Source organism: Bartonella sp. AP40SXNS (assembly GCF_042195825.1).
Taxonomy (GTDB): domain Bacteria; phylum Pseudomonadota; class Alphaproteobacteria; order Rhizobiales; family Rhizobiaceae; genus Bartonella.
This window is the reverse complement of the sequence record NZ_JBHIPB010000069.1, coordinates 1-1,601: the sequence shown is the minus strand read 5'-3', so window position 1 is coordinate 1,601 and position 1,601 is coordinate 1. Positions and strand designations below refer to the sequence as shown.

1 protein-coding gene is annotated in these 1,601 nt (G+C 47.8%); it reads left to right on the top strand.

The features are described 5' to 3' along the window. A partial coding sequence (locus ACFILZ_RS09735; RefSeq protein ID WP_375611052.1) for an alanine-zipper protein occupies positions 1-1,601 on the top strand: 1,601 nt, incomplete at both ends.

The following is a 1,601-nucleotide window of genomic DNA, read 5'->3' as shown; positions in this document are numbered from 1 at the left end:
GCGACATCTTCTGTTACAGAACTCACAAAAACAGCCTCACAAGTACAAGCGGGAGTAGAGACAGCATTAACAGCTTCAAGAGAAGCCAAATCACAATCAGAGGCAGCTGTAAGCACGTCAGAAGAGGCGAAAGGTTTAGCGGAAAAAGCGAATACGGCATCTACAGAGGCGCAAAAGGCATCAGAACAGGCATTAAGAGAAGCGACTTCTGCGAAAACAACAGCGGGCGGGGCATCTAGTATAGCCAATGATGCGAAAGGGATTGCTGAGGCAGCTAAAACATTATCAGAAGAAGCAAAACGGTTGGCAGCAGCATCACAGGAGACAGCAGAAACAGCAAAGGCTAAAGCCGAAAGTGTAGAGGCAGTTGCGAATGAAGCAAAATCTACAGCGACTACAGCATTAACAGAAGCAAGAGAAGCTAAGAGTACGGCATCTGAGGCGAAGGGTTTGGCGGAGGAAGCGAAAAGCGCCGTTGATAAGGCGACAGGGAAAGTAGAGCAAGCTGTAAAAGAGGCTAGCGATGCGAAATCTAAAGCAGAAAATTTAGAGACTGTTGCGACTGAAGCGAAATCCACGAGTGAACAAGCAAGTCAAACCGCCTCTAGTGCAAAAAGCTTATCAGAAGAAGCAAAAGAAGAAGCAAGGAGCGCCAAAGCGACAGCCTTAGAAGCCAAAAGTGCGTTGGATAGTGCACAGACGAAAGCCGAGCAAGCGCAACAGAGTGCAACAGAAGCAACACGAATAGCCAACGAAGCGAAGGTAGCAGCAGAAGCATCGGTGCGTTCAGGAGAAACGGCAGGTGAAGCGAGTGTGGAGGCGTTGAAGGGTATAGCTACAGCAGCAAAGAGTAAAGCGGAAGCAGCAGAGAAGGTAGCAGAAGAAACGAAAGGTGTTTTGGATGGTCTAAAACAAGTAGCAGGTAGTGCGAAGTCTATAGCCGAAGAGGCAAAGAAGGTAGCTGATGGTGCACAAAAGAAGGCATCACAGGTAGAGACAGTAGCGGGTGAAGCTGAAAAGATAGCAAAAGAAGCCAAACAGACAGCCGGTTATGCCAAGCATGAGGCGGCACAAGCGCGCAGTGAGGTAGAAAAGGCAAAAAGTACAGCTCATGAAGGATGGAGTAATGCCAATAAAGCGCAGGAAGTAGCAGGTGACGCTAAGACTATAGCAAGTTTAGCGCGGATGTATTCAGACGAAGCCAAGAAAAAAGCCGAAGCAGCAGACAACAAAGCTCATGAAGCGTGGAGTAATTCCCACAGCGCGAATGAAACAGCGAAGGACGCCAAGGTTATAGCAAGATTAGCGGAAACAGCAGGTGAAGAAGCCAAGAAAATAGCGGAGAAAGCCAATAACTACGCGTATGAAGCTAAGGGTGAAGTAGAGAAAGCCAAGGAAATAGCTAATAGTGCAAAATATACAGCAGAACAAGCACAGAAAGCGGCAGAAACAGCGGGTAAGAAAGCCGCGTCTTTAGAAGCAGCCGCAGAAGAAGCACAAAAAATAGCAAAAGAAGCCAAACAGACAGCAGGTTATGCTAACCATGATGCGGAGCAAGCGCGTAGTGAGGTGGAAAAGGTAAAAAGCACAGCGAATGAAGC